Source organism: Nonomuraea sp. NBC_00507, from assembly GCF_036013525.1.
Taxonomy (GTDB): Bacteria; Actinomycetota; Actinomycetes; order Streptosporangiales; family Streptosporangiaceae; genus Nonomuraea.
In genome coordinates this window covers 12543584-12569323 of the sequence record NZ_CP107853.1, presented here as the reverse complement: position 1 = coordinate 12569323, position 25740 = coordinate 12543584, and the positions used below count along the sequence as shown (strand labels likewise).

The 25740-nt window shown below is 69.8% G+C and carries 19 protein-coding genes; 7 read left to right on the top strand and 12 right to left on the bottom strand.

The window, feature by feature from the left end:
• Positions 1-38: 38 nt before the first annotated feature.
• Both OHA25_RS59255 and OHA25_RS59250 read left to right on the top strand, forming a co-directional pair.
• The gene (locus OHA25_RS59255) at positions 39-1178 is read left to right on the top strand and encodes a S8 family serine peptidase (RefSeq protein ID WP_327585508.1); all 1140 of its coding nucleotides are present in this window, start codon (positions 39-41) and stop codon (positions 1176-1178) included.
• A gap of 127 nt (positions 1179-1305) precedes the next feature.
• The gene (locus tag OHA25_RS59250; RefSeq protein ID WP_327585507.1) at positions 1306-3558 is read left to right on the top strand and encodes a serine/threonine protein kinase; all 2253 of its coding nucleotides are present in this window, start codon (positions 1306-1308) and stop codon (positions 3556-3558) included.
• Between the two features lie 38 nt (positions 3559-3596).
• Here OHA25_RS59250 and OHA25_RS59245 read toward each other — a convergent pair whose 3' ends face one another.
• Genes OHA25_RS59245 through eccCa form a run of 3 tightly spaced genes read right to left on the bottom strand, consistent with a single transcriptional unit; the run spans position 3597 to position 8999 of the window.
• Positions 3597-4691, bottom strand: coding sequence for a WXG100 family type VII secretion target (locus OHA25_RS59245; RefSeq protein WP_327585506.1), 1095 nt, complete (start codon positions 4689-4691; stop codon positions 3597-3599).
• A complete protein-coding gene (locus tag OHA25_RS59240; protein WP_327585505.1) occupies positions 4688-5020 on the bottom strand; it encodes a hypothetical protein in 333 nt (110 codons plus the stop codon). The genes OHA25_RS59245 and OHA25_RS59240 overlap by 4 nt, the downstream gene beginning before the upstream one ends.
• Positions 5007-8999, bottom strand: coding sequence for a type VII secretion protein EccCa (gene eccCa / locus OHA25_RS59235; RefSeq protein ID WP_327585504.1), 3993 nt, complete (start codon positions 8997-8999; stop codon positions 5007-5009). The genes OHA25_RS59240 and eccCa overlap by 14 nt, the downstream gene beginning before the upstream one ends.
• A gap of 126 nt (positions 9000-9125) precedes the next feature.
• Between eccCa and eccD the strand changes: the two genes are divergently transcribed.
• Positions 9126-10589 carry a type VII secretion integral membrane protein EccD gene (gene eccD / locus OHA25_RS59230; RefSeq protein WP_327585503.1) on the top strand — a complete coding sequence of 488 codons (1464 nt, stop codon included), beginning with the start codon at positions 9126-9128 and terminating at the stop codon, positions 10587-10589.
• 12 nt (positions 10590-10601) lie between these two features.
• On the opposite strand, the gene OHA25_RS59225 is transcribed toward eccD, so the two are convergent.
• The 3 genes from OHA25_RS59225 to OHA25_RS59215 are packed head-to-tail and all read right to left on the bottom strand — an operon-like array spanning position 10602 to position 17500.
• Complete coding sequence (locus OHA25_RS59225; protein WP_327585502.1) at positions 10602-16814, bottom strand: WXG100-like domain-containing protein; 6213 nt, start codon at positions 16812-16814, stop codon at positions 10602-10604.
• A 6-nt stretch (positions 16815-16820) separates the two neighbouring features.
• Positions 16821-17120 (bottom strand): hypothetical protein, encoded by a 300-nt coding sequence (locus OHA25_RS59220; protein ID WP_305920242.1) that lies wholly within the window; start codon positions 17118-17120, stop codon positions 16821-16823.
• Positions 17117-17500 carry a YbaB/EbfC family nucleoid-associated protein gene (locus OHA25_RS59215; protein ID WP_327585501.1) on the bottom strand — a complete coding sequence of 128 codons (384 nt, stop codon included), beginning with the start codon at positions 17498-17500 and terminating at the stop codon, positions 17117-17119. The genes OHA25_RS59220 and OHA25_RS59215 overlap by 4 nt, the downstream gene beginning before the upstream one ends.
• A 193-nt stretch (positions 17501-17693) precedes the next feature.
• On the opposite strand from OHA25_RS59215, the gene OHA25_RS59210 reads away from it, so the two are divergent.
• Positions 17694-18131, top strand: coding sequence for a YbaB/EbfC family nucleoid-associated protein (locus tag OHA25_RS59210; protein WP_327585500.1), 438 nt, complete (start codon positions 17694-17696; stop codon positions 18129-18131).
• 32 nt (positions 18132-18163) lie between these two features.
• Here the strand turns inward: OHA25_RS59210 and OHA25_RS59205 are convergent, their stop codons facing one another.
• Genes OHA25_RS59205 through OHA25_RS59180 form a run of 6 tightly spaced genes read right to left on the bottom strand, consistent with a single transcriptional unit; the run spans position 18164 to position 22483 of the window.
• Positions 18164-19573 carry a WXG100 family type VII secretion target gene (locus OHA25_RS59205; RefSeq protein ID WP_327585499.1) on the bottom strand — a complete coding sequence of 470 codons (1410 nt, stop codon included), beginning with the start codon at positions 19571-19573 and terminating at the stop codon, positions 18164-18166.
• 19 nt (positions 19574-19592) lie between these two features.
• Positions 19593-20009, bottom strand: a complete 417-nt coding sequence (locus OHA25_RS59200; protein WP_327585498.1) for a hypothetical protein — start codon at positions 20007-20009, stop codon at positions 19593-19595.
• Positions 20006-21403, bottom strand: a complete 1398-nt coding sequence (locus OHA25_RS59195) for a hypothetical protein (RefSeq protein ID WP_327585497.1) — start codon at positions 21401-21403, stop codon at positions 20006-20008. The genes OHA25_RS59200 and OHA25_RS59195 overlap by 4 nt, the downstream gene beginning before the upstream one ends.
• Complete coding sequence (locus OHA25_RS59190) at positions 21403-21765, bottom strand: hypothetical protein (RefSeq protein WP_305920248.1); 363 nt, start codon at positions 21763-21765, stop codon at positions 21403-21405. The genes OHA25_RS59195 and OHA25_RS59190 overlap by 1 nt, the downstream gene beginning before the upstream one ends.
• Positions 21766-21811: 46 nt before the next feature.
• The gene (locus OHA25_RS59185; RefSeq protein ID WP_305920249.1) at positions 21812-22123 is read right to left on the bottom strand and encodes a WXG100 family type VII secretion target; all 312 of its coding nucleotides are present in this window, start codon (positions 22121-22123) and stop codon (positions 21812-21814) included.
• Positions 22124-22144: 21 nt separating this feature from the next.
• Positions 22145-22483 carry a WXG100 family type VII secretion target gene (locus OHA25_RS59180; RefSeq protein ID WP_327585496.1) on the bottom strand — a complete coding sequence of 113 codons (339 nt, stop codon included), beginning with the start codon at positions 22481-22483 and terminating at the stop codon, positions 22145-22147.
• Between the two features lie 226 nt (positions 22484-22709).
• On the opposite strand from OHA25_RS59180, the gene OHA25_RS59175 reads away from it, so the two are divergent.
• The 3 genes from OHA25_RS59175 (at position 22710) to OHA25_RS59165 (ending at position 25733) form a co-directional block, all read left to right on the top strand.
• A complete protein-coding gene (locus OHA25_RS59175; RefSeq protein WP_327585495.1) occupies positions 22710-23798 on the top strand; it encodes a hypothetical protein in 1089 nt (362 codons plus the stop codon).
• Positions 23799-23807: 9 nt separating this feature from the next.
• Positions 23808-24644, top strand: a complete 837-nt coding sequence (locus OHA25_RS59170) for a hypothetical protein (RefSeq protein ID WP_327585494.1) — start codon at positions 23808-23810, stop codon at positions 24642-24644.
• 87 nt (positions 24645-24731) lie between these two features.
• Entirely contained in the window at positions 24732-25733 is a 1002-nt protein-coding gene (locus OHA25_RS59165; RefSeq protein WP_327585493.1) for a methyltransferase, read from the top strand.
• Positions 25734-25740 lie beyond the last annotated feature (7 nt).

The following is a 25740-nucleotide window of genomic DNA, read 5'->3' as shown; positions in this document are numbered from 1 at the left end:
GGCCGGCGACCGAATCGGGCAAGCTACGCTTTTTCGCCATGATTGGTCGCGCCTTCCTGGCGAGCCTCCTCGCCCTGCAGGTCCCGCTGGCGCCCGCGGCCGCCCGTGAGGCCTGCGATCCGCCCCGGGGTGTCATGCAGAGCGGTGAATCCTGGGCGCAGAAAAGGCTGGACCCCAAACGGGTCTGGTCGCTGTCCACGGGCGCGGGCGTGCGCGTGGCGATCATCGACAGCGGCGTCGACCTGCAGCATCCACAGATCCGCCTGGCGGGCAGGGCCGATCTCACCGGCACCGGCTACCGCGACTGCCTGGGGCACGGGACCGCGGTGGCGGGCATCATCGGCGCCCAGTACATGCAGGGCGTGCTCTTCTACGGCATGGCGCCGGGCGCGCGGCTGCTGTCGTACAAGCAGACGAACGCCGAGCGGTCCGACGGTCTCGACCTGCTGGTCAGGGCCATCAAGTCCGCCGCCGACCAGGGGTCCAAGGTCATCAACGTGTCGATCGCGACGAGCGACCAGCCCGCGCTCAAGGCGGCCGTGGAGTACGCGCTCGCCAAGGACGTGGTCATCGTGGCCGCCGCGGGCAACGTCAAGGACGAGGACGGCACCCCCTTGCCCGACTACCCGGCGTCCTACGAGGGCGTCCTGGCCGTGGGCGCGGCCGGGCCGAACGGCCTCCTGTCCGAATTCTCCAACCCCAAGTCGCCTGTCGCCGTGCTCGGCCCAGGCCAGGGCGTCACCTCGACCTGGCCGGGGGGCTCCTATTACAAGGACCTCAAGGGGACCAGCTACGCGGCCCCGTACGTGTCCGGGGTCGCGGCGCTCGTCCGTGCCCGCTTCCCCACCCTGGACCAGGCCCAGGTCCGGCAGCGCATCATCGCGACGGCCGACGGCGCCACCGGCGTGGGAAAGGGGGCCGGGATGGTCAATCCCATGCAGGCGGTCAGCGCGGTCCTTCCCTTCGAGCCCGCCGGCGCTCCCGTGGTCGCCCCGCCACCGGCCAGCCCACTCCCGCCGGGCACCGTGGCCAAGGCGCCGCCCGTGGACCGGGACGCGATCGACCTCGCCCTGATCATCGCCGGGTCGGCGCTGGGGCTGGCGCTGCTCGTGGCGGTCACCCGCGTCATGATCCCCATGGGGCGCCGCAGGGGATGGCGGCCCGGGCGGGCGGAGTGACCGGCCTCACAGCGTCTGCAAGGAAACGGGACTGTGAATTGTCGGATAGATCAGTAAACCTCTGATGCTTATGTGACAGATCTGGTTCAATGTGACGAGATCATGCTTTGCTGTGAAAGGTCTGGTCATGAACCCTTTGCGCCCTGGTGATCCAGAGCGGATCGGCGAGTACGCCATCGTCGGTCTCCTGGGAGAGGGGCCGCGGGGCGAGGTGTTCCTCGGACGGGAGTCCGAGGACGCGCCCATCGTCGCCATCAAGCTGCTCCCGGCCGAGCCCCAGCCCGGCCCGGACGCGCTGGGCACCTACCTGGGCGCCAAGCGGATCTCGAGTTCCTACGTGGCCAGAGTGCTGGACGCCGGGTTGCTGGAGGAACGTCCGTACGTCGTCCGCGAATACGTCGAGGGCAAGAGCCTGGCCCAGGTGGTGGCCGACGACGGGCCGCTGAGCGGGGACGCGCTCGAGCGGGTCGCGGTCGGGGTGCTGACCGCGCTGTCGGCCGTGCACCTCGCGGGGCTGTCGCACAGATCGCTCACGCCGCACAACGTGATCCTCGGCGCCGACGGCCCGAGAGTGACCGACGCCGCACTCGGCGAGCCCGTGGGCGAGGTCGCCTTCCAGGCTCCCGAGCAGCTCGCCGGCCTGCAGTACGGCCCGTACGCGGACGTGTTCGCGTGGGCCGCGACGATCGTGTTCGCGGGCTCGGGCACGCCGCCGTTCAACGGGCGGGAGGCGGTGCTGAACGCCGAGCCCGAGGTGGGCATCGAGGCCGAGCCGATGCGCAGGGTGCTGCTGTCGGCGCTGGCCAAGGAGGTCGGGCGGCGGCCGACCACGTACAGCGCGCTCATGCAGGTGCTCGGCGACACGAGCGCGGCGCGGCCGCCGGCCGGGCCGGCGGCGGTGATCGAAGGCGTTCCCGTCCAGGGTCCGCCCACCTTCAGCGAGGGTGCTCCGCCGATCCACATCCCGCTGGCGCAGGGCCCGGTCCAGGGCCCGCCGCCCCAGGTGCCGCTCCAAGGCCCGCCGGTCCAGGGCCCGCCGCCGCAGGTGCCGCTCCAGGGTCCGCCGCTGCAAGTGCCGCCCCATGGCCCGTCGCCGGAGGGCCTGCCGCCGCAGGGTGTGCCAGTGCAGGGTGTGCCCGTGCAGGGGCCACCTCCCGTGTCAGGGCCGCCCGTTCAGGGGCCGCTCGCGCCAGGGCCGCTGCCCGTGCAAGGTCCGCCCGTTGAAGGGCCGCCTCTTCAAGGCCCGGTGCCCGTGCAGGGCATGGCCGTGCCGCCCCCGGTGCCGCAGCAGCCGCAGGCGCCCATGTGGGGCCCGCCGGAGCCGGACCCGCAGCCGCCGCACCAGATCAGGCTGGAGGCGATGCCCGCCAGGCCCGGTGCTCAGACGCCGCGCCGGGGTTTCCCCATGGCGCTGGTCGCCGGCGTCGGAGTGGTGGTGCTCCTGTCCGTCCTGGGCCTGTGGGGCGCCAACAGGTACGTCGAACTGCAGCCGGTCAACCCGGCCTCCGCGGCCCAGGCCAACGCGGACCAGGTCCCGGTGCCCGCCGGCACGTCGGCGGCTCCAGTGCCGCAGGGCTCCTATCCCGTCGGCGGCGACCCGCAGCAGGCGCAGACCGACGTCCCGGTTCCCTGGGGCACCACGGGAACTCCTGACGATTCAGGCATCGGCCCGATGATCCTGCCGACCGACTCGGCCTCGCCCCCGGTGCCTGAGCTGACGACCATGCCCACGACGCCGGCCCCAGTCCCCACACAGCCGATCCCGACCACGCAGCCCACCGCGACGAGTTCGGCCCCGGCGCAGGCGACGCCCACGAAGAAGCGCAAGAACTCGCCCACGGCCACCGTCACCAAGACAGTGGAGCCGAGCAAGACCCCCACCAAGGAGCCCACGCCGACCGAGGAGCCTGAGCCGACGCCGACCAAGACGACGGCCAAGCCAACCCCGACGAAGACGGCGGCCAAGCCCACGCCGACCAAGACGACCGCCAAGCCGACGCCCACCAAGACGACGGCGAAGCCCACGCCGACCAAGACCACGCAGCCACCACCGGCCAAGAACCCCTACACGCCTCAGCAGGTGTGCGGGTCCGGCTTCTCCATCCAGCGTTCCAAGGCGTTCACCGGCGGCACCACGTTCCAGTTGTGGAACAACAGCACCGGCCAGAACTGCGTGGTCACCATGAAGTCTGCGGACGTGGGTAAGAAGACCCCGGTCAGCGCCACGCTGGACGTCCAGGGTGGCGGCTCGGACACCGACCAGGGCAACTACGAGTACTACGCGGGACCGGTCAAGCTGTCCGCGAAGGGCAAGTGCGTGAAGTTCTCCGGCAGCGTCGGCTCGCAGAGCACCAGCGTCGGCTGGGCCAACTGCGGCTGAGGCGCCCGCCAGGGCCCGGACGCCGGGCCCTGGCGCCGTCAGTAGCCGACGTAGTCCAGGCCGTTCTTGCTGTTGACCACGCCGGGCACGTTCGACACCGAGCCGTAGCGTGAGATCGCGTACCGCACACCCGCGATGATGTTGTCGACGGGATCGTAGATGTCGCCGTGCCCAGGTAGCTTGTGGGCGTTGAACGTGGGGTCGATGGTCTGCATGAGGCCCTTGGACGGCGTGCCGCGGTCCGCGTTCGAGTCCCAGTTGTTGATCGCGTGGGGGTTCCCGCCGGACTCGTGCTGGATGATCATCCAGATGTCGTTGGCGTTCATCTTCGAAACCGGCACGCCCTGCCTGGCGAGGATCGCGATGGCCTCCTCGATCCACTCCTTGACCCGGCCCGTCGGCGCAGGCCCGCCACCGGGCGGGGGAGGACCGCTCGGTCCATACCCAGCGGAGCCGCCCGTCGAGCCGCCTGAGGAACCGCCGTGGCTCTGGACGGACGTGCTGTCGCGGGTCTGGTAGCCGGGGTCGCGCTGCCATTCGATCGTCCGGCCGGGCGCCGGCGTGAACTCCTCGAGCACCACGTCCGGGATCTGGCGGAAGAGCAGCGCGCGTTCGTTCAGGAACCGGTTGATGTCGCCCTGGGCCTTGTGCACGGCGCTCTTCGCCTTGTTCAACCACGGCCGGGCCTCGCCGAGCGCCTCGTTCGCCATCCTGCGCAGCTCCGGCTTCACGTCCTCCTCGGTCGCGTCGGAGTTGTGGGCGAAGTAGTGGGTCTCGTAGTTGCGGGCGTTGGTGTCCAGGTCCCTGCGGATGGCGCCGATCTCGGTCTGCGCCTCGCGCAGCGCGGTCGCGACGTCGTCCATCGAGGACGCGCAACTGGACAGGGCCAGCCGCAGTTCCTCGGCGGCCCTGCCGTACTTGCGCATGTAAGTGTCGAATTGGTCGGCCGAGCGCCCCTTCCAGGCGTCGTCCACCACCTCGACCGCCGCTCCCAGTGCCCCGGCGAACTCGTTGAGGTCGCCGGACACGCTGCGCCACTGGCGGGCCAGTGAGGTGATCTTGTCCGGGTCGCCGGTCACCTTCCTGAGCATCTCGGTGAGCCGGGTGTACTCGGGCAGGCTGGAGATGCTCACGAGGTGCCCCGGTGCGCGGCGCGGATGTTCTCCTCGACGCTGCTCAGGCCGCGTTCGGTCCCGTCGAGCTTGCGGTAGGCCTGGTCCATCTCCCTGGCCACCGCGGTCCAGACGTTGTCGGCGGCCGTGGCCAGCAGGCCGGAGTCGGGCAGGTCGCCGAAGATCTCCTCGTTGACCGGGGTGCGGTTGTTGCGCAGGTTCCCGTGCTCGTCGTAGGCCTGCCGGCCCGGGTTGCGCTCGCGCAGGGTGTCCTCGTACTGGCCGGCTGCCTTGTTGATGGCCTCACGGCATCGGTCCAGCGCCGAGAGGTGAATGTCAAGATCCGCCACGTTCGCCTCCCGTCGGTTCGGTGTCCAGGTACGCGGTCTGCATCAGGCGTGCGCCGGATCGCCTGTCCACGAGGTAACCGCGCCCCTGCGGCAAGGTCTGCGGGCGCACATTGCCGAAGAGGAAGCCTTCCTCCTTGCTGCCGGACATGAGCAGCGCCGGCGTGGCCATGTCCTTCATCCGCTGGATCACCGGGTCGAACATGGCGCGTCCCGCGCCGCCCATCTGGCGGGCCAGCACCAGATGCAGACCGATGTCGCGGGCCTGCGGCAGCAGCTCGACGAGCGGCAGCAGCGGGTTGGACGAGGTCGCGACCAGGTCGTAGTCGTCGACGATGATGTACAGGTCCGAGCCCTGCCACCAGCTGCGGTCGCGGAGCTGCTCGGATGTCAGGTTCGCCGGCGGCAGGCGGCTCAGCAGCGCGCCCCTGGCATCGTTGATCAGCTCGGTGGCGGCCGCGCTGGAGGCCGCGTAGCCGATGCGGTGCTCGGTCGCCGCCGAGTCCAGCAGCGACCTGCGGTAGTCGATCACGATCATCATGGCCTGGCTGGGCTGCTTCCTGCCCACCAGCCCCTCGGCGATGAGGCGCAGCAGGTTCGACTTGCCGCTCTCGTTCTCGCCGAACACCACGAAGTGCGGGTCGGCGTCGAAGTCCAGCGCCACGGGCGACAGCGAGGCCTCGTCGATGCCGATCGGAATGCGATCGGGGTCGTCCGGCAGCGCGGAGACGGCCAGCACCGGGGGCAGCAGCCGGACCGGCGGCGCCGCCGGTCCGTGCCAGGAGTCGCGGACGGCCTGCACCAGGCCGCGGGCGCCGGCCGCCAGGTCCGCCGCGTTCTGCACGCCGTCGATCCTGGGCAGCGCGGACAGGAAGTGGAAGCCGTCCTTCGTCAACCCGCGCCCCGGCGCGGCCTCGGGCACGGCAAGCGCCTTCTTCCTGCTGACCTCCGACTCGTACGCGTCGCCGAGCTTGAGCTCGATCTTGGTGCCGAGCAGGTCGCGGATGCTCGGCCGGAACTCCGACCACTTGTTGGTCGCCGCGACGAGGTGGATGCCGTAGCCGAGCCCGCGTGCCGCGATGTCGGTGATGGTCGGCTCCAGCGAGTCGAACTCCTGCCTGAGCGTCAGCCACCCGTCCACGACCAGGAACACGTCGCCCCAGCCGTCGCCCTCGATGGCGCCCTCCTGGCGCAGCCGCCGGTACGTGGTGATCGACTCGATGCCGTGCTCGCCGAAGTCCCGCTCGCGCTGCTCCAGGATCGCGCCGACCTCGGCCACCGTGCGGCGCACCCGCTCGGCGTCGAGCCGGCTGGCCACGCCGCCCACGTGCGGCAGTCCCTCCAGCGAGGCCAGCGCGCCGCCACCGAAGTCCAGGCAGTAGAACTGGACCTCGCGCGGCGTGTGCGTGAGCGCCATGCTCGCGACCAGCGTCCGCACCACGGTGCTCTTGCCGCTCTGCGTGCCGCCGGCCACGCCCACATGGCCCGCGCTGCCGGACACGTCCAGCCAGAAGGGGTCGCGCCGCTGCTCGAAGGGCTTGTCGACGATCCCGACGACCGCGTGCAGCTTGCCCCGGCCGGCCCAGCCCGCCGTGGTCAGGCCGTGCTCTTGCGTGACCGACAGCGGCGGCATGAGGTGGGCCAGGGTGGCCGACTCGGACAGCGGCGGCAGCCAGATGCGGTGGGCCGGCGGCCCGTGCCCGGCCAGCCGGCCGACCACGACGTCGAGCAGGCTGCGCTGGTTGCCGCTCGCGGACTCGCCCTCCGGCTGCGGCGTGGTAGGGACAGGGCCGGTGATCTCGGGCAGCGGCATGTACGCGGGCCCGTACTCGACGACCTCGCGCAACGTCGTCTGGCCGTCCGCGGCGACGGCCTGGGCCGGGTCCTCGTGGTGGGCGCCGGAGACGTATGCGGCCTTGAACCTGGTCATGCCGGTGGTGTCGTACTTCAGATAGCCGTTGCCCGGCGAGGACGGCAGCTCGTAGGCGTCTGCCACGCCGAGCACGACCCGGCTCTCCATGGCGGAGAACGTGCGCAGGCCGATCCGGTACGACAGATGCGTGTCCAGACCGCGCAGCCGCCCCTCCTCCAACCGCTGCGAGGCCAGCAGCAGGTGCACGCCGAGCGAGCGGCCCAGCCGGCCGATCATGACGAACAGATCGATGAACTCCGGCTTGGCGGCCAGCAGCTCGCTGAACTCGTCGAGCACGATGAACAACGTCGGCATCGGCTGCAGGTCCGCGCCCTGCTCGCGGGCCCGCTCGTAGTCACGCAGCGAGGCGTAGTTGCCGGCCGCGCGCAGCAGCTCCTGCCTGCGTACCATTTCGCCGTGCAGCGCGTCGTGCATGCGGTCGACCAGGGGGAGCTCGTCCTCCAGGTTAGTGATCACGGCGGAGACGTGCGACAGCGTGTCCAGGCCGAGGAACGTCGCGCCACCCTTGAAGTCGACCAGGACGAAGTTGAGGATCTCGGACGAGTGGGTGATCGCGAGCCCGAGGACGAGCGTGCGCAGCAGCTCCGACTTGCCCGAGCCGGTCGCGCCGATGACCAGCCCGTGCGGGCCCATGCCGCCCTGCGCCGACTCCTTGATGTCCAGCTCGACCACCCGGCCGTCGCCGCCCAGGCCGATCGGCACCCGGAACCTGTTGCGGCCGGCCCTGGGCTGCCAGGTGACGGCGGGCTGGAGCCTGCCGGGGTCGCCGACGCCGAGCAGGTCGGTCAGCGTGGTGTTGGTGCTCAGCAGGTCCTGCGACTCGCCGCCTGAGCCCGCCGAGGCCCGAAGCGGCGCGAGCTGCCTGGCCAGACCCTCGGCCCGGGCGTAGTCGAGCGTGTCGGGGTCGCCCAGCCGGTTCGTGGAGCGTTTGCCCGCGTGGTCGATCTTGACCATGTGGAATCCGTCGGGCCGGATCTCCAGCCTGAGCGTGGCGGACTCCTCGACCGGCCCGGTCGCGTCCGACAGGTCGATCACCGTGACGCCCTGGATGGCGTCCGTGCCGAGCTGGGAATCGTGCGGCACGTGCCCGCCGTCCACGATCACTATGTGGTACGGCAGCGCGTCCGTGCCCGGCCGGAACCTGGCCCGTTCCTTCAGCTCGTCGCCCACCAGCTGGTCGAGCTGCGCCAGGTTCTCGCCCATCAGCCGGACCTGCCCGGCCGCGTCCACCTCCTCGGGATGCAGGGCGTGCGGCAGCCACTTCACCCAGTCCCAGTGCGGCATCCACTCCCTGCTCGCGCACACGAGGATGCGCATGTCGTCGGGGGAGTGGAAGGTGGCCAGCTGGGCGATCATCGCCCTGACCAGGCCGCGGACGGCCCGGGGATCCCCGCTGAGGTGGATCCGCGCGAAGGAGTTGAGCGCGACCGCGACCGGCAACCCCGACACCGTGGAGTGAGCCCTGACGAACCTGCGCAGCGCGCCCGCCGTCAACGCGTCGAGGTCCTCGACCGGCTTGGAGTCGGGCGGGATGAGCTGCACGGCGAGCTTCTGCACGCCCGTGCCCAGGCGTACGGTGCCGAAGTCGTCGTCGCGGGGCCTGCGCTCCCACAGCCGCGGCCCCATGGCCACCCACCACAGGGTGTCGGGGGCCGGGCCGCTCCACTCGAGGGCCTCGCGTTGCTGGACTGCGGCCTTGCGGACCCGCTTGCGGATCTGGGCGAGGTAGCGGAAGTAGTCCCGGCGCAGGCCGTTGAGCCGGTTCTTGCGCTCGCCGGCGTTGCGGCCGAACTGGCCGGCGGTCATGCCCAGCATGGAGATGGCGAACAGGCCGCTGGCCACGTACATGATCGGGCTGGCGTGGCCGCCCGCGGTGAACATCAAGCCCATCGCCGCCCCGCCGGCCAGCATCGGGACGTACATGAGGACGCCACCGAGCCCCGCGGGTTGGACCTCGGGGATCTCCGGCGGGGACTCCAGCAGGATCTCCCCGCGCGGAGGTTGGGGGCTCGGACGGCGCTCAGGACGCCGGACGACAACAATGCTCACTGACGGGACAACCCTCCTGTCACCTGAAACACTTTCTTACCAGACGCGCCATCCTTATATGTGGCCGTCCCTATATGTTCGCTATGTCGGTCGTGTCGTTTTAAGCCAGCCGGATCTGGAGTGGTCGTGACCTCGCTCGCCCATCCGCCCATGCAGCCCATGCAACCCATGCCTCCGGGTCCGCCGGTGCCGCATGGTGCGCCGGGGCGGGCGCCGCAGGCGGCGCTGTGCCACGTCACGATCGTCGCCCCGCGCCGCCGGGTGGATCTGGCGCTGCCTGCCGACATCCCGCTGCCTCATGTGCTTCCAGGGCTGCTGCGCGCGGTCGGCGAGGCGGGCGGCGACGCGGCGAGCGCGCCCGGCTGGGTGCTCCAGCGGCTCGGCGGCCAGCCGTTCGACCTGGGGCAGACGCTCGCCTCCCTCGGGGTGCTGGATGGGGAGCTCCTCTACCTGCGGCCCCGCGAATTCACGCTGCCGCCCGCACTGTACGACGACGTGGCCGACGTCGTGGCCACCGGCGTGAAGCAGAGCACCGGCAAGTGGGAATCCCGCCACACCAAGGCCATGGGCACGGGCGCGGCGGCCATCCTGCTCGCGCTCGGCGCGCCCGCGCTGGTCCTGTCCGGCAGCGCGCCGCTGGGCGTGGCCGTCGTCGCGGGCATGCTCGCGCTGCTGCTGCTCGGCGTCAGCGCGGCCCTGTCCAGGGCGGTCGGCGACTCCTCGGCCGGCGCCCTCATCGGCTACGCAGCCCTGCCGTACGCCTTCCTGGCCGGCCTGTACGGCCTGGTCAGCGGCTCGACCCTGGCCGGGATCGGCGCCCCTCACCTGCTGGCGGCGCTCACCTGCACCGCACTGGTCGCCACGATCGGCGGCACCCTGGTCGCCGACGGGGTGGCGGGCTTCCTGGGCACGGCCATCGCGACGGTGGCGGGCGCGCTGGCCGCGGCCGTGGTCATGGTCTTCGGCGTGCCCGCCGCGGGTGTCGCCGCCATGACGGTCACGATCCTGATCTCGTTCAGCCCGCTGATCCCGTCCTTGTCGTTCAGGATCGCCCGGGTGCCGCTGCCCGCCCTGCCCACCAACGCCGAGGAACTGCGTGCGGACAACCAGCGGCTGGACAGCGACGCCGTGCTCGGCCGGACGGCCCAGGCCGGCCGGTACGCCACCGGCATGATCGTCGGCATCACGCTGACCGCCATCGGGGCGCTGGCCTACCTGATGACGACCGCCACCTGGATGGCGGTCTCCATGGCCATCGTGCTCTCCCTGGTGCTGCTGCTGCGCGCCCGCGTCTTCCACGGGCTCGGCCAGCGGCTCTGGCTGCTGAGCACGGGGCTGGCCGGACTGGTGGGGGTGGCGATCGCACTGGCCGCGGGCGCAGGGACGGTGGCCGCCGCGGCCGTGGTGATGGGGCTGCTCTGGCTGGCCATGCTGGTCGTCGGGCTCGGGCTGTGGTTGCCGTCCGGGCGGCTGTCGCCGTTCTGGGGGCGTGCGGGTGAGGTCGTGGACGTCATCCTGCTCATCGCGCTCTTCCCGCTGGCGCTCGGCGTGCTCGACGTCTACACCTGGATCAGGGGCCTGTCCGGCTAGCCCGCCCGGAGGTCAGCGCCTGATGACCCCGGGATGCGCGGCGTCGAACTCGGCGAGCCCTTCAGGGGTGAGCCTCAGGTAGAGGCCCTTGTCGACGTCTATCACCAGCGGCCTGCCCTCGCCATAGAGCACGACGGAGATGTCCACTTCGAGGTACGTGTTCTCGTGCTGCTTCTCCAGGAAGTTGCGTTCGACGATGTCGGCGCTCCGCGACGCGGCCTCGTCCGCCGTCTTCGTGCTGCCGCCGATGCCGCCGAAGCCCAGGTTCCCTTCGCCGGTCGATCCGTCGGACCCGCCCGCTCGGGCGGCCCGGCCGCGGCCTTGCTCCTGGCCGTGCCCGGTTGTGCTCATGGTCTGCGCGTAGACGCGCTGTTTGACCAGCGCGCTGGTGATCTCGCGGGCCCCGTTGACATCGATCCCCACCTTGCCGACCCCTGGGATCTCGTAGTCATGCGCGAGCAACTGCTCGATGTGCGCGCGCATGGTCCTTTCCTTGGCGGCCTCGGCCAGGGACATGCCGGCCGGGCGAGACAGCTCGAATCCGTTGGGCCTGTTGTCCAGCGAGGGCACCTCCTCGCGGAGCTTCGGCGGCACCGCGGCCACCGGCGCCCATTGCTCCACCATCGTGGCGGCCGGGAACGCGACCTGGCTGACGTCTCCCTTGGGGACGCCCCTCCCGAGCGTGGTGGTCATGGTGCTGGGCCCGGCCGGCTCCGCCCATCGCGGGTCCGCGGCGGCGACCGGCGTACGCGCCGTGACCGGGGTCCCTTGCGGGACCTCCATGGTGAGGTGCCCCGGGACCAAGACGCCGAGTTCGCCGTCCGCGACCGCTCTGGACGTCGAGGTGACCCCGACATGCCTGTCGAAGAGCCGCACGGCCCCGTCACGTCCGGTCACCTCGCCCACCTTGAGCAGCATGCTGCGGGCCGCGCTCTGCATGGGTTCCAGGACAGGGCGGACTTGGGCGCGCTCGAGCGTGATCTCGTACGTGACCGGGTGCTTGAACTCCTGCGGGGCCTCCCGCGTCTGGTAACGGTTGATGTCTTTCGCATTCGTTCCGCGCGCGTCCACGGTGTGGGAGTCGCGGAAGTTCGCGTAGCCCGCTTCGGCTCCCCTCAGCTGGCCGTCCGATGACTCGGAGTAGCGCGCGAGCAGCTCCCCGCCGTGGTCCGATCCCCGCTCACGCACGCTCAGGTCGCCGCTGAGGCGCTCGCTGCGGAGCATGAGGCCGGTGTCGGAACGCTCACCGACGTGCACCCCGTCGCCGATCTCGGCCGTGACCCGGATCCCCACGCGTTCGGTGACCCGGCCGTGTTCGTCGGTGACGAACAACCAGGAGGACACTCCGTTTCCGCGGAGTTCCCCCAATTTCGTGGCGAGCGCGTCCTGGCCGTAGTGGCCGCGCAGGTGCTCGGCCACCGGGTGGTTCGTGAACTCCTGGTCAGGGAAGAACAGTTTCTCGTCGCGAAGCTTCTCGAGGATCTTCGGGAGTACGGTCTGCGCGTCGAGATGCTGAACGGAGGCGGTGCTCATCGCCGCCTCAGGCGCGGAATAGGCGCGGGTCGTGTCCCCCGCCTGCTTGGCGGGCTCCACGCCCTCCGGACCTTCCAGACCGTGACGGCGTGCCACCTCGTCAGGAAGGACGAGGTCCATGATCTCGCCCACCCGGACGTAGGTGGTCGGGCCCCGTTCGACCGTTTCCCCGTTGGTTCTGGACGGCGTCACCTCCAGGACGAGGTCTCCGCGATACCAGTGCGAGGGGCTCCCGTCCGAGTAGGTGACCCGGGCGACGTCGCTGCCGCCCAGGTAGGAGCTTTCCTGGGTCATGCTCTTCGCGGCGGCGTGCACCCCCGCTCGCGCCACGACCTTTCGCTCGTTTCCTGTGGTTTCCTCGTCCCCTCTTGTGTGACCCGCCGTCTCACCGCCGTGCTCGCCGTCGCGGCCGAAGGTGACGCGCAGGCCGGTCCGGGCGTGCCCGCCCAGGGCCTGTCTGCTGCGCTCGCTGTCCGTCATCTTCGAGTTGCTGTTGGAGTAGATTTCGTGCTCTACCCCGGTCTCCGACTTGACGTGCTTCAACCCGGCCACGTCGGCCTTCACATGCACGTCGTGCCGCCATCCCCCTTGGTCGGACACGGTGTAGTGCAGGCCGTCGGGGTGAGATGTGATCATGGTTTCCAGCTTGATCACGTCGGTGGCGGTCTCGAACACCGTCGGCACGTCCAGCCGCTCCGCGGGCAGCGGCAGTCCCGCCCAGTCGGCGTGCGCCCTGGCCACCGTCTGAGCCAGGTCAGGCATGGCGCCCAGGCGGACGGTGGCGTGCAGCCGGTCGTCGTGAGCCCATACGTAACCGGGCGGCCTGGTCGACGACTCGATACGACCCACATGTGCGACGTCCTGCGCGAGCACCGGCGTCTCCGGCAGGTGGGTATTCGGCAGGAGGATCTCCGCCTTGCTGCCGTGCACCTCCCATGACGTGTTCGTCACCTCTGTGCCGTTGCGCGAGACCCTCATCCTGACATCGAAGGAGAGATCCCGCGTGATGGTGAAGCCGCCGCTGGTCTCCGTGCGGTCGTACCTCGTGTGACCGGCGGAGAAGCCGACACTCTCCGCCTTCGTGCCGCTCCTGGTGACAGCCAGGTTCGCGGGGTCGATCTTGAGCCCTTCGTTCACCTCGAGGCGCGCGACGGCGCGTACCTCCGCACGGCCTCCGACGGAGGTCTCCCGCTGGCTGGTGTCGATCCGCGAGGTGATCCTGCGCTCGTTCACCGTCATGTCGGTCGAGCCGACCTGGTGCCGCCGGCCGAGAGTGCCCTCGGCCAGGATCTCGAAGGTGTAGCCGCCGATCGTCTTGTCGTACCTGATCCCGTGCAGGGCATGCGTCAGGTCGGCTTCCAGGGCCACGCCCCCGAAGCGGCTCTCGATGTCCCGTGCGACCTGGCGCCTGATCCCCGGCGGGAGGTCGGGCAGTGCCTGATCCACGGCCTGGCGGATCTCCGTGCTGAGGAGCGTCTCCGAGTGGACGCGGATGCCGCTGCCCAGTCCTGTCCCCCGCCCGGCGGCGAGTGTCTCCGGCTCCAGCGCGTGAGGGTCGTAGCCGCGGTTCGGGTGCTCGCCCCTGGCCGGGTATTCACCGACCGGTTCGCTGCGCACGAACTCCTCACGTACGTTGTCGATTTCCCGGTGGAGGTCGGCGAGTTTCTGCCGGATCTCGTTGAATTCCCCTCGCGGCCGGAGATCGTGGCCGAAGATGTCCTGCTCCATCCGGGGCGCGTCCCGAGCCGGCACGGTCAGCTCGGCCTTCACCTCCACCTCGAAGGTGCCCAGCTTCTCGGTCTCGACCTGCAGCCGCATGTGGGCGTCGTACATGGTGACGTCATCGAGCCTGGTCAGGACGGTGTGGTTGCCGTGTGCTCTGTTGGTGGTCGTCACATGGTCAGAGCCGAAGCCGAACCCGCCGATGGCGCGTCCGATGACCTCCGCCCTGTCGCCCAGGGTCAGGCCGATCTTGCCGCCCGCGTGAACGTTGAGGCTCGCGCCCTGCCGATGTGTCGTCCCCTCGCTCTCGCGCCGCCCCATGTCGTCCCGGAACATCGTCTCGATCGGTGGCCGCCCGCTTCCGTCGATGGGCTCGATCCGGGTGATCCGGCTGGTGACCTCGATGGAGTCCTCCGCTGACCGCAGTGCGGAGCTCTTGTACCGGACCGCCTCGGAGCCGGCCCCGCTCGACAGCAACGACTGGCTGCGGTTCTTCATCCCCTGCTCGCTGAGCACGGTGGACGTGAGGTGCTCAACGATCTTGACCACCTCACCCGCGGGCACGCCCGCCGACAACGTCCGGCGCTGCACCTCCAGCACCAGAGGCGTGACGTCCATCCCGGTGATGGCGATCCCGTGATCACGGAACTTGTGCTCGGCTCCGGGCGGGACCTCGTGGCGAGGCAGCGCCGGTGGGTGGTCGGCGGCCAGCAGCGGCCCTTCACGGGTGAACTGCTTGGGGAAGGGGAGGGTCACGGACAGCTCGGGGACTGCGGCGGTTTCGGTGACCTTCTCGCCGTTGCGGTACACCTCCAGCGAGATGTCGGCGACGAAATAGTCGTGCGCCGGGGAAACGGCCTTGTGGCCGCTGATGACCTCGATGCCGTTCGTGTGGGTCGTGCGCAACGTGTTGCTGATGCCCGCACGGGGCAGGGCGCTCGCCTCGGCCTCGTCCGACGAGTGATTCAGCGCGCGAATCATCCCCGCGGTCCGCTCCAGGGAGGAGGCCTGCGAGGACTTGCCTTCCACGCCGTCCCCGCCGAACGCGACCGGCTTCTCCGGCGCCAGGCTCGGGTGCTCCATGTGGGTGAACTCGCTCGGCGTCAGCTTGAGGTAGATCACCTTGTCTCCGACGCTGAGTGCCACGCCCCTTTGGAGATGGTTGGTCCAGGTGTCGCGATTGCCGTCGGAGAGCGTCTCCGCAAGCCACTCGCGGATCGCGCGTCGTTCCCGCGGGGTGACACCCGTGATGCCGTCGGTCAGAGCCCGAGCCGCCGCCGTCGCGCTTTCCGGCACCTTGACGTCGTGTACGGCCGTTTCGCCCAGGGCGCCGATCTCGACGGTGCGAGGTGGATGCCTTTCGGGCGGTGGAAGGATGTCGGGCTTGTCCTTCCAGGCCACCGGGCCGTCCGGTCGGGACGGCGTAGCGGCGCTCGCCACTGTGTCCGGGTTTTTGCTGTTGACCGACTGTGAAGCGGTATCCGGCCGTGAAGTCGGCTCGGCACCCTTGCTTTCGATAGTCCCCTCGGGCCGAGCCGTCCGACTCGGGTCCGCCGACATCTCCGAAACACCTCGGTCAGCCGAGTGCGAGCCAGCCTCAGGTCTCGCCGCCAGAAGGACTTGAGCGTTGTGCATGGCGCCCTTCGCTGACTGAATGAGCGCCTCACGCGGCTTCCAGGTCGGCGGGCCATCGGGCCGGGCCGCTGCTCCGTCCACTGACTGCGCGGGCAGCGCGGAGTTCCTCACCGCCGGCGAACCATCTGGCCGCGTGAGCGCCTCAGCGCTCTTCCACACCGGCGGGCCATCGGGCCGGGCCGCGGCGACTTCGGCCTGCTGGGACGGAACGTCGAGGCTCTTCCATACAGACGGCCCGTCAGCCCCGGCGTTGATGGTGGTCCGCTGGTTATGGTTCGCCGCCGCCGACAGGGTCGTTTCACCGTTGGTCTCGGGTACGCGCGCGCCGCCAGTGTCCGGGCCGGATGGAGGGCGTCCGGAGGACGGAGGATTTCCGGACGGCGGAGGATCCCCGGACGGAGCGGCCGGGCCGGGCGTGGGCGAGCCGTCGGCACCATGTGGCATGGGCGTGGCCAGGTGCTGCCCGTCCGCCCCCAGCGCACTGGACGTGATGCCCTTGGCTAGCATGTCCCAGCTGAAGTGCCCTTGGGCCAACAAGGTTCCCGCGGTCGTGATGCCGCCGGTCACGGCGAACTGCGCGGCCTGCCCGTACAACGACGAGCTGGCCGCGGCCAGCAGCTTCTCCGCCGTGGACATCTCCGCCCTGGTCAGACCGGCCCGCAGGGCCGGCGTGGCCAGCCGGCTCAGGCCGCCGGAGAGCAGTCCCATGAGCCCGCCCATGGCGCCGCCGGCCGCCGCCGAGATCGCGACCTGCTGGACGTCGATCTCGTCTCTGCGGCCCTTCGCCATCTGCAGGATCTGGATACCCAGGTCCATGCCGGCCACGATCCCGGCGAACAGCGCTATGTTGCGCAGGCACGTCTTGGCGATCTGCGCGACCGTCATCCGTGCCAGCTGCAGACGTGGTGGGATGAGCGCCAGACTCGCCCCGCCGCTGGCCAGGGCCATGGCCAGCAGATACGCCAGCTGTGCGATCAGCAGCCAGACGGTGGCCTCGATCATGTACTTGGCGTACTGGATCTGCACTCCCACGCCGTTGAGCGCGACGGCGGTGTCCACGAGCCGCTTGACGACGGCGGCGAGCTGACCGCCGACCACCGCCTCGACATGGGCGGCGAAGGCGAGGTGTGCCTCCCCGTCCCAGGCGGAGCCGATTTTGGACGCGCTCCCCGGCTGGTCGGCGGCCGTGCCCTCGACGAGCCGGTGCGCGGCGGTCACGCAGGCGTCGGCCAGCCGGAAGCAGCCGGACTCGTCCCCTTCCGGCCAGTCCATGCCGACCACCCAGCCGATGTACGGCTTGGCGAACTCGGGCACGAGGAACCCGTCGAAGCCCATGGGCGATCAGCGACGCTCGACGGGGGGCTGCTCCGCAGCCTCGTAGTTGCGGGCGCTGACGTTCAGGCCCGAGGCCAGGCGCTCGAGCTCGTCGATGTGCGCCTTCAGGGCGTCGAAGATGCCGCGTTCGATTCCGGGCATGTTCTTGGCCAGTTCGGCGCCGTACTCGTCGTTGCCGAGCGTGTTCCTGTCCCGGTCGAAGGCGGCGCGGAGTTCGTCACGCGCCTCTTTCGCGTTGCGCTCGAGCTCGTCGTAGACCCTGGCCTCACGGCGCAGCGCCTCCCGTTCCACGTAGTAGCCGGTCACGGGGCCGGCTCCACAGGGCTGGGGAAGAACGCGTCGAGCGTGGCGTGCTCGCCGAAGACCTCCTCATGCGGCACGCCCTCCGGCATGAGGGGCTTCAAGAGCTCCTTGCTCTGCTCGGAGACCGCGGCGGTGGCCTTGCCGGCCTGTTGCATGATCGCCTCGGCCAGCTGCGAGGGGGACAGGGTGCGATACACCCGAGGGTTCAACTCGATGGCGCGTACCTGACCGTGCCGGCCGACGGTCACGCTCACCATCCCGTCCGCGGAACGTGCTGTGTGCTCCAGAGCGGAGAGTTCTCCGTACGCCTCGCGAACGCGGGCGATCTGCTGGTTGATCTCGCCTGCGAGCTCCCTGATCTCCGCCTCGAACGCATCCGCCACAGATGCACCTTTCGTACGTTCAACACCAACTGGCATCTTACGTCCGCTTTTTTTACCGGGCTTCTATGGATCTGTAACGTTCGCCCGCTGTTAACGGAGCCGTCAGCCGGGGCGTCGGCCGGGAACGGCGGCCCGCCAACCCTGAGGATAGGGTTGTGAGTAAAGCGTCTTTTGTGGCATGTGGGGTAGGCGGATGATCGAGCGGGAGTTCGGCGCACTGGATTTCGACAGGATTCTCAAGAACGCCGACGAGCAGATGTCACGCGTCGCCGAGCTGCGGACCTCCATGACCGAGCTGGTCGGCCGGGCCGAGGACGAGGACGGGCTCGTCGCCGTCGAGTTCTCCGGCGGCGGGATCAAGGAACTCGTCCTCCACCCGAAGGCCATGCGCCTGACCTCGGGCGAACTCGCCGAGCGCATCAAGATCACCGTGGCCGAGGCCGCCGCGGATCTGCGGCGGCAGATGGGCGAGGTGATGGAGGAGGCCTTCGGCGAGGACAACCCGATGCGCTTCGGCACCGACGCCGACGCCGCCATGGAGCAGGTACGCCAGGCGCAGGCCGCCTACAACCGCACCTTCGAGGACCTCATGGGGCAGCTCGATCGGATCCGGCAGCGCATGGAGGGCTGAGCCCGATCCCGCACGGGCCGGCCTCGCCCGGGTCAGCCGATCTTCTCTGGGCTCGTCTCATGGGAGACCGACCAGATGCCGGGCTCCGGGTCGTAGATCTCGCGGGTGCGCTCGTCGCCCTCGCTGCCGACCGCCCCCATGCCCGCTCCCGGCGGGTAGGCCATGAAACCCGAGCCCGGAGTGGCGGACCCGCCCCTGAGCACGGCCGGGGTGGCCGCCGGAGCCGTGCCGCTCGTGCCGTACCAGGTGCCCGCGCCCGGCTGGCCGGCCGCATACGGGTTGGGGGTGGTCGCCGGAGGCTGGGTGGTCGTCGGGATGACCGTTGCGTTCGGCGTCGTCTGGTACGGGTTCGTGGTCGTGCCGGGCGGCGTGGTGGTGGTCGGGTTGCCGGCGTCCGCGAGCTGGGTCTGGTCCCTGTTGTCGGCGCCGATGACCGGAGGCACGTCCTGCTGCCGGTCGGCGCCGTCCTGGCCCGGATTCTGGCCGGTCGGCTGTGGGTCTTCGCCGCGGCCGGGCTGCTCCGGCGTGGACGGATCCTGCGGGTCCGTGGACGGGTCGTCCGTGGACGGGTCGTCCCGGCCCTGCTCGGGATCCGTCCGGCCGGGGTCCTGCGGGGTGTCTCCCCGGCTGTCCGAGCCGTTTCCGGTGTCGCCGCCGCCGGTAACGCCTGAACCCGGACCGCCGCCGTCCGAGCCGCTGCCGTTCCAGTACGTGGTCGTACCCGTGGGCGTCCTGGTCCCGCTGCCGGGGTCGAGCTTGCCCTGCTTCTCGAGCTCCACCTCCAGAGGGGCGATATCGGGCATCTGGAAGGCGAGACCCTCGGCCAGCTGGCGGTTCAGGCTGTCGATCTTGACGTTGAGGGCTTCCAGGTCCCTCCTCGCCTGCGCGTCCGCCTGGAGCGCCGGCGGGAGCAACGGAGTGTTCGACAGGTCGCCGTTGCCGGTGATCAGCGGCGGGGTGTAGCCGGTCTGACCCGTTCCCAGGCCCGAGCCGCCGTACGCGCCGTAGTTGCCGCCGTTCGTGTAGAGCCGGCCGGTGTCGTTGTAGAGGAGGGAGCCGTTGTTCGCCGGAGCCGAGGCCACCTTCTCGCGGGTGGTCCTGACCTCTCTGGCGTAGTCGGTCATCGGCTGGCCGGTGTCGTGCATGGCGTCGGCGAGCGCGCCCGCGCTGGCGTACAGCAGCCGCAGCGCCTTCAGCGCCTTGGTGGCGCTCTCGCCCCGCCACACGCGCGCCAGCCCGCTGGCCGCGTCCATGATGGCGTCCTGGACGCCGCCCTCGTCCCGGATCAGCTTGGCGGCCTCCACGTAGCTCTGACCGGCGGACTCGATCCGGTCCGGATTGGTGCTCTCCAGCCACGTGACGATCTGCTGCCTGGTGGTGTCGCAGTTGGGTGCGGTGACTTCGACCTCATAGACCCTGATCGGTTCCCAGTGATCGGCCATCGCTCATCCCTGCCCGTTCTTACGCACTGCTGTCCTGATGGAATCTCTCGTAGTTGGCGATAGCCTGCTCCACCGCGTTGGCCCACTTCTCGACGTGCTCGATGAGCAGCGCGTAGCTGGGGTCGAACGCGTTGTAGGCGAAGTGGATGTTGTTGCCGAAGGCCGAGGCGGCCTCCCACTGCCCGGCCTCCTCCGGCCCCACGTTGCCCTCGTAGGACACCTGGTTGACGGTGCCGGGCCCGGTCCAGGTGGCGCTCATGTTCGGCACCGTTTCGCCGCGCAGCGCTCCGAGGCTCGTGCGCAGGGCCTTGATGACGTTCCTGACCTCATGGTGGTCGATGAAGGGACCGTTGCCGTCGTCCTCGCCGAGCCCGGGGAAGTCACTGGGCAGCTCCAGCTCCGGCGGCGGGGTGCCGCCATCCGCGGGGCGGCTCATGCCTTGCCCTTCGCATCGCCACGGAGGTAGGGATTCGTGGTCGCCTCGTCGCTCATGAAATAGTCCTCGTCCTCGAGAAGCCAGGTGGTCCGGGTCGACTCCTGACTCTCCTGCTGGCCGCCTCGGCCTGCCGGCGGGATCATCGGAATCATCGGGGACCTGTTGCCCATGCCGCGCATGGCGGCCGCGTTCGCGGCGCTCGCCATTGCGTTGCCCGGGCCTGTGCCGCCACCGCCGTACGGGTTGCCGATGCCGCTGGTGTTCTGCGGGTTCGGCAGGTTCGCGGCGGACGGGGTGGCAGGGGTGGGCAGGGACGTCGACGGGTCGGGCAGGCCCGCCAGCGAGGTCCGCGGGGCGTTCACGTCAGTGTTGGGGGCGTCGGGCGTGTTCGCCGAGGATGTGTCGAGGTTCGGGCCTTCGGGCATGCCTGTGCCGCTCAGGTCCGTGCTCGGGTCCGGGATCGCGCCCATGCCGGGGCCGTCGGGAAACCTGCTGCCCGGATCGGTGGTGTCGAGGCCCGGGATCTGGTGCAGGTTCGGATCCCGCAGGCCGTCCTGGTTCGGCTGGCCCAGGCCATCCAGGTCGGCGTTCGGGGAGGCGATGGACTGGTTGAGGCCGGTCGGCACCGTGCCGTCGAACCTGTCGCCGCCGTTGAACGGGATCTCCGGGATCTTCGGGGCGAGGGGATCGAACTGCGGGATGTCGGTCTGGAGACTGGCAGGGAACGCCCGGTTGTTCTGCTCTGTCGCCTCGGTCAGCAGCCGGATGTGCTCCTTGGCTGCCTTCCTGTCCTGCTCCTCTTTGGAATCGCCGATGATGTTGGCGAAGGGGCCGTCGGTGAACAGGGCGGTGACGCCTCCGGCCAGCGTGCCGACGACGGCGCCGATCACCATTCCCGGCGGGCCCCCGATGAGTCCGCCTCCGATGGTGCCGGCCACGCCGCCCTGGAAGGCGCCCTCGAGGAAGTTGACATCCGAGTCCGCGGACTCCGGCACGTTCTTGCCGCTGAACGCCGACAACGTGTGGGCCTGCAGGAGGAGTGCGGGAGCGACGCCACTCGGGTTGGCGAGGCACTGCTTCGCGTCGGGGTCCAGGGTCTGCTCGCTGATCGTGATGGACACGTCCGCGGCGGACTCCCGCAACCTGCGGAGCCCGGCCTTTACCGTCCTGGCGTCCTCGCCCACGGTCCAGTGCTGGTCCAGCTCCCTCAGATGCCGGTCGATCACTCCCACCAGGTTATCGAGGCGGCGTTTGGCCGTGAGGAGCTCAGAGGCCGCGTTACGCAACAGCTCGGGCTTGTTGTTGGCCAGATCTTCCCGCAGGATCTCGAGGTTCGCGTCCTCGACCTCCTCGGTGTTGACCGGCACCCTGATCTCATGTGATTCCTGAGCCATCAGACCCGCACCTGCCCGGAGCGGTCCTCACTGCCCACTTCGACGCCGTCGTAGTTGCGCAACGCCTGGTCGAACAGCTCGAGGAGGGTCTGCACCTGCAGGACGATGCTGTTGTACGACGTGGTCACGGCCCTGATGCCGTTGCCCGCGCTCCTGTGGAAATCCATGGCGGCCGGCCACGTGAAGCCGATGGCCGAGAAGTCGTTGGACAGCTCGGTCGCCACGCCCTCCGGTCTGAGCACGGGGGTGGCGGTGCCGCCGTTCTCCCTGTCAGGGCTCAGGAGCGCGAGCGCCTCCGCCAGGTCGTTCCTGGCGGTCTGGATGGCTCGCCTGCTGAGGTCCACCCCACGATCGGTGCCCATGCTCCCCCTTCGCTGTCAGGGCTCCGGCGGTCTCGCCCCGTCTGTCCTACCTGCCGTCGAAGATCTGCGCGTTGATCCTCTCGACCTGCTGCATGTTCATGTTCGTGATGTTGATGTTCTGCTTCATCAGGTCGATGAACTGCGACATGTCGTTGGCCTCGCTCTTCCAGAGCGCGCGGACCTCGTCGAAGACGGTCTTGGCCTCGCCCTGCCAGATCGCGCTCTTGGCCAGCAGGTCCCGCTCCAGGGTGTCCAGAGTGGTGACCATGTCGTTGAACGCCCTGGCGAAGGCGTCCTCACCCTCGCCGAGACCGGCGAAGTTGACCTTAGTGATATCGAAGATGTCTTCCGCGGGCATCGCGGCCTCCTGTGCTGCTCGTTAGATCCGGGACTGCGGCGCGGCGTTGATCATCGCGGCGATCTGGTTGATCGCCTCGGTCCGCTCCTGGTTGAACGCGGCGTAGTTGGTGTTGCTCGTCCCGATGTTCTGCGCCAGGCGCGCCAGGCTGCCCATCACGACGTCCATCCGCTCGTGCCACTTCTTGTGCACGGCGTCGAACGCGGCCTCCGACTGGCCCACCCAGTGGGCCTTGAGCGTCACACCCGCGGTGTCGAGGTTCCTCTGGATGCCACGCAGTCTCTCGGCGGCGTCCTCGATGAGCATGATCGCGGACTTGAGATCGGATTCGCTTACTTGCGCCTGCGGTTGGGTCCCCACAGGGTCTCCCTCCCCTTGCTGGTCGGCTGACTCAGGCCGACAGCGAAGTGTCGTCCTGATTGGTCACATTAGTGAACATCTGTCGCTAGCGTCGCACGTGATCCAGTTAATTTTCCATATCCTTCGGGCAGATCGTGGGTGTATCGCCAGAACAGGGGCTCTGATTCGGGTGCGTCCGTAATGTGAGCTGGCGTAGCGTATGTGGCGTACGTGACAAGGGGGGCGCATGTCCAACTCATCCTCGTCCAGCGGCGATCCTTTCGCCGGCGCCTACGGCAACCTCGGAGCCGGTAATCTCGGCGCCGGTCTCGATCCGCGGTCCATCGACCCGAAGTTCAAGATGCGCCGCTCCAGCGTCAGGACACTGGGCACGAACGTGGGCGGCTACGGCCAGGACCTGACGGAGATGAGCGACAACACCAGGGCCATCGACATCCATGTCATGGCTTTCGGCGCGATCGGCGGCGGCCTGAACGTGGCGCACCGCTCGGTGCGGGACGGCGCGGCCGATGCGCTGAAGCAGGCCAAGGACGTGCTCGACTCCTGGAAGAAAGCGCTCAACACGGCCGCCGACAACACCGAGGCGGCCGAGGAGGCGGGCAAGGGGCCGGGGACTGGCCCCGGAGGGCCAGGTGGCCCCCCGACCGGGCTGGGCAAGATGCCGAAGACCGGCCCCCTGGGCGGTCCCGGCATCGATCCGAGCGACCTGGGGACCGGCCGCCCGCCGACCATCCCCCAGCCGGACCCGGGCGACATCAAGCAGCCGGACCTGACCACCCCCGATCCGGGAGATATCAAGCAGCCGGACCTGACCACCCCGGACCCCGGCGATATCCAGCGGCCCGATCTCAACACCCCGGGCGTCAACACTCCGGGCCTCAACACCCCCGGCGTCAACACCCCTGACCTCAACACTCCGGGCGCGAAGACCCCCGACCTGAGCGGCGTCAGCAAGCCGAACACCGACCTGGCCTCGGCGAACCCCAACCTGCCCACCTCCACCACCCCCCCGTCGATCCGCACGCCGGACGCCCCGGCGTTCGACCCGCGTGCCTCCATGCCCCGCACGGGCTATCCGGAGGGCGGCCCGGTGGCGGGAGGGGCGATGCCGCCAGGTAGCGCGGCGCCGGGGAGCATCGCCCGCGCGCTCAACACCGGGATACCGCCGATGTACCCCCCTCCCGGCATGGGCGGGATGGGGGCGAACAACGGGGACAAGGACCGCGAGCGCGGCCCGCACCTCGCCGAGGACGAGGGCGTCTGGGGAACGGACGAGGACTACGCGCCGGCGGTGCTCGGCAAGGAAGAGGCATAGGGCAGCCGGATGGCGGATTACGAGAATGATTTCGATGGCTTCGTCACCGCTGTGGGCCTCGCGACCGCGGCAGCCGTGGTCATGCCGTACGCCTGGCCCATCGTCGGGCTCATGGGGTTGATGGTCGCCGACCCGTTCGCGCAGGACCAGGGGGCCGACCAGTGGCTCAATCCCCACTCCGTCAACATCTCATCCGCCTCTGCGTCGCCGCTCATCACGGGCGGCGGGCAGCAGGAGTGGCGCCCGCCGATGGCGGCGCCCGCCGGCAGTGACATCGCCTTCCTCCGCGGCGAGCTGCAGCGGCTGACCACGGAGATCGGTCAGAGCGAGGATTGGGAGGGCCGGGCTTACCAGTCGTTCAAGGACAAGGTCGACGTCCTCGACGGGCACCTCGCGACGCTCGACGAGAACAGGGCCGGTTGCGGGAACACCCTCAGATGCACGGCACAGGGGTATCACGTGCTGATGTCCGTCTGCATCATCGTCGGGGCCTTCCTGGAAGCGCTGGCGGCGTTCGTCCTGGTGTGCCGGGCGTCGGTGGCGGGCGCGCTGCAGGGCGAGGCGTCGGCGATGCGCGCGGTGATGGGGCTGCACGATTCGGTGTCCACGGTGTTCAGGAGCCACTGGAAGCTCGTGCTGAAGGCCACCGGCATCCTGGGTGTCGCGGGCATCGCCTACAACCAGTTCGCCCAGGACCTTCCGGGCCTGCAGGCGGTGTCGGCGAGCAAGCCGAACCTGATGGAGGCGAGCGCCATCTACGATCCCTCCTCGGTGGACATCGTCGACAACCCGAAGAGCCAGTTCGACATGGAGCAGCCGTCGCTCATGCCGGAGATGGGCTGGTAGCCGTCACCTGGTTCGCCGGCGCTCCCGCTTCCCCGCGCTCACGCTGGGTAGAGGAGTTGCATCGGACGGTGATGGGCAGGGGATCCGATGTCCGCTTCAGGGGAACCGGTGTGGGAGGCGATCTACGCTCTCTCGCGCTTCGCGGCGCTGGCGGCCGTGGCCGAGCTCGGCTGCGCCGATCATCTCGTGGACGGCCCTCGCGGCGTAGACGAACTGGCTGACCTGTGCGGGGCGGACGCGCCATCGTTGCGCCGCGCCTTGCGTGAGGTGGCCAGCATGGGAATCGTGCACTCCACTCCCGACGGCTACGAGCTCACCGAGCACGGAATGACTCTCCGCTCCGGAGCACCCGGGTCGCTGCGTCCCGTCGTGCGGGTGATCGCTCAAGAGGGGCTCTGGTACGCGATAGGCGCCCTGACCCGGACGGTGCGGACCGGCAGGAGCGCGTTCGCCGAGCGGTACGGGAGCTTCTATGACTACCTCGACCGCGATCCAGCGCTCAGAACGCTCTTCGACGAGTACATGATCGCGCGTACGCGGCCGTGCATCGGGACGATGGCCCAGAGTTATGACTTCTCCAGATTCCACACCCTCGTTGATGTCGGAGGCGGGAGAGGGCATCTGCTGGCCGCGGTGTTGGCCGGGCACCCGCGGCTCAAGGGTGTGCTCCTCGATCTCGACCATGTCGTACCGGGCGCCGCCCACGCCCTGGGCGAGCGCGGCGTGGCGGACCGATGCCGGCTCGTGGCGGGAGACTTCTTCGAAGGGGTCCCGCCGGGCGCCGATGCCTACCTGCTGGCCAACGTCCTGCACAACTGGTCGGACGAGGACGCCGTACGGATCCTCCGCAACGTCCGGTCGGCGATGAGCCCAGGCGGGACGCTGTTCGTGCTGGAAATGGTGCTGCCGGACGACGATGCCCCGCATCCTGGCAAGGACATGGACATCAGGATGCTCGCCCTGTTCGACGGCGGGATGGAGCGCACGCGCCAGGAGTACACCACGTTGCTGCGGGCGGTCGGCTTCCGGTTCGCCGAGATCATCCCCCTGCCCGGGAGCTTCGATCTCATCGTGGCCGACGGCGCCTGATCAGGGC

Excerpts from the sequence above, each read along its gene's own strand:
- OHA25_RS59250 (WP_327585507.1), top strand. The coding sequence starts at position 1,306 with ATGAACCCTTTGCGCCCTGGTGATCCAGAGCGGATCGGCGAGTACGCC.
- OHA25_RS59195 (WP_327585497.1), bottom strand. The coding sequence starts at position 21,403 with ATGGCTCAGGAATCACATGAGATCAGGGTGCCGGTCAACACCGAGGAG.
- OHA25_RS59205 (WP_327585499.1), bottom strand. The coding sequence starts at position 19,573 with ATGGCCGATCACTGGGAACCGATCAGGGTCTATGAGGTCGAAGTCACC.
- OHA25_RS59225 (WP_327585502.1), bottom strand. The coding sequence starts at position 16,814 with ATGGGCTTCGACGGGTTCCTCGTGCCCGAGTTCGCCAAGCCGTACATC.
- OHA25_RS59255 (WP_327585508.1), top strand. The coding sequence starts at position 39 with ATGATTGGTCGCGCCTTCCTGGCGAGCCTCCTCGCCCTGCAGGTCCCG.
- OHA25_RS59170 (WP_327585494.1), top strand. The coding sequence starts at position 23,808 with ATGGCGGATTACGAGAATGATTTCGATGGCTTCGTCACCGCTGTGGGC.
- OHA25_RS59175 (WP_327585495.1), top strand. The coding sequence starts at position 22,710 with ATGTCCAACTCATCCTCGTCCAGCGGCGATCCTTTCGCCGGCGCCTAC.
- OHA25_RS59190 (WP_305920248.1), bottom strand. The coding sequence starts at position 21,765 with ATGGGCACCGATCGTGGGGTGGACCTCAGCAGGCGAGCCATCCAGACC.
- OHA25_RS59185 (WP_305920249.1), bottom strand. The coding sequence starts at position 22,123 with ATGCCCGCGGAAGACATCTTCGATATCACTAAGGTCAACTTCGCCGGT.
- OHA25_RS59165 (WP_327585493.1), top strand. The coding sequence starts at position 24,732 with ATGTCCGCTTCAGGGGAACCGGTGTGGGAGGCGATCTACGCTCTCTCG.
- OHA25_RS59200 (WP_327585498.1), bottom strand. The coding sequence starts at position 20,009 with ATGAGCCGCCCCGCGGATGGCGGCACCCCGCCGCCGGAGCTGGAGCTG.
- OHA25_RS59210 (WP_327585500.1), top strand. The coding sequence starts at position 17,694 with ATGATCGAGCGGGAGTTCGGCGCACTGGATTTCGACAGGATTCTCAAG.